The organism is Streptomyces sp. NPDC058457 (assembly GCF_042720695.1).
GTDB lineage: Bacteria > Actinomycetota > Actinomycetes > Streptomycetales > Streptomycetaceae > Streptomyces.
Map to the genome: position 1 here is coordinate 1 of NZ_JBHXLU010000201.1, position 1415 is coordinate 1415.

The following is a 1415-nucleotide window of genomic DNA, read 5'->3' on the forward strand; positions in this document are numbered from 1 at the left end:
CTCCTCGCCAAGCTGGGCGTCCAGCGCCGCGTCCAGGCCGCCGTCCTCGCCTCCCACCTGGAACAGCCCGAGACCGGGGGACGACCGGCGAAGTAAGCCGCCGGGGCCCAGGTCGCCAGGGCCTGGGTCAGCAGGGCCTGCGTCAACAAGGCCGCCACCCGCGCCGCCGGGCCGGTTGCGGGGGCCTGTCGGGGGGCTTCGTGGCGCACGGGGTCACTCCCCCCCCGGGGCCCCCCGGGGGGCCTCGGCCTCGGTGAGCGGGCCGACGTAGCCCCGGCTGAGCGGGCGCAGGGTGCCGCCCAGGCACTCGACGTGCACGCCCTCCGCGTCCGCGAGGGCGTGCAGCGCGCTCAGGCCGGTCGTGGCGATCGTCAGCTCCTTGACCGCGCGCGGCTCGTGGGCCGGCGCGCCCACCGTCGTACCGGGGTCGAGCAGGAGCGTCTCGCCCAGCTCGACGTGGCGTGCCGCCCACTGGGCGACGGCCCCCTTCTCCTCGTACGCCTCGCCGCTGCGCCGACGCAGCGGTGCGCCGGGTACGCCCGCCCGCGTTCCTCTCGCGCCGGCCCCAGGAACCGGCCGCCGCGTCCCTTCGCGAGTTCCACGACCGTCCCGTCGCCGCCGTGGCCCCCGTTCGCGACGGCGACCGGGGACTGCCGGCCTGCACCGGCCGGCCGGACAACGGCACCCAACGCAGTCTGCTCGCCCGGTCCTGGAGCCGACCCCCGCTCTCGCTCCCCGGTGGTCGGGGCGGAACTTCAACTTCGCCCACTCTCGCACCAGTTTCCGTCGCTCATACGAACCAGGGGTGCAGAGCTTCGGTCATCATGCGTCAGAGGCGGAGACGCCGTCCCGGCGCCGCTCCCGTCGGCCTACGGTCCGTGCATCGGACGGGGACGTCGAGAGTCGCTCCCGTCGCAACCGACACCCGAAGGGGAGGCGCCGTCATGGCGAGCGTGGAAGTGTCGATGAAGGAAATGATGACCGCGGTCGAGGGGGCTCTGGGAGTCGCGGTCGTCGACTACACCAGCGGCATGGCACTGGGGACGCTGGGCGGGGGCAAGGACCTCGATCTGACGATCGCCGCGGCCGGGAACACGGACGTCATCCGGGCCAAGGTGCGCACGATGGAACAACTGGGCCTCAAGAGCCGGATCGAGGACATCCTCATCACCCTCGAAAGGCAGTATCACCTCATCCGCCTGATCACCGGCCGCAGCGGGAACGGGCTGTTCCTCTATCTGGTCCTGGACAAGGAGCGCTCGAACCTCGCCATGGCCCGTCACCAGCTCAAGCGGGTCGAGGAACAACTCGAGGTCTAGAGGCGATCCGGAGTCCGGGGTTTCGTGTGCCCACGATGTGAAAACTTCTTCAAGTGACCACATCAGCATGATCCCAAGTCATGCCTGCACAGGGCC

2 protein-coding genes and 1 pseudogene are annotated in these 1415 nt (G+C 71.4%); 2 read left to right on the forward strand and 1 reads right to left on the reverse strand.

Features of this window, described 5'->3' with window-relative positions; all coding sequences use genetic code 11:
- Positions 1-96 (forward strand): annotated as a pseudogene (locus ACFWPS_RS53980) (DNA-binding response regulator); the annotation flags it as partial.
- A gap of 117 nt (positions 97-213) precedes the next feature.
- On the opposite strand, the gene ACFWPS_RS53985 reads toward ACFWPS_RS53980, so the two are convergent.
- Positions 214-777 (reverse strand): hypothetical protein, encoded by a 564-nt coding sequence (locus ACFWPS_RS53985; protein WP_383721922.1) that lies wholly within the window; start codon positions 775-777, stop codon positions 214-216.
- 167 nt (positions 778-944) lie between these two features.
- On the opposite strand from ACFWPS_RS53985, the gene ACFWPS_RS53990 reads away from it, so the two are divergent.
- Positions 945-1319, forward strand: coding sequence for a hypothetical protein (locus ACFWPS_RS53990; protein WP_383721923.1), 375 nt, complete (start codon positions 945-947; stop codon positions 1317-1319).
- Positions 1320-1415 lie beyond the last annotated feature (96 nt).

Bases quoted from the DNA above. Each gene is read 5' to 3' on its own strand.
- ACFWPS_RS53990 (WP_383721923.1), top strand. From the start codon at position 945: ATGGCGAGCGTGGAAGTGTCGATGAAGGAAATGATGACCGCGGTCGAG.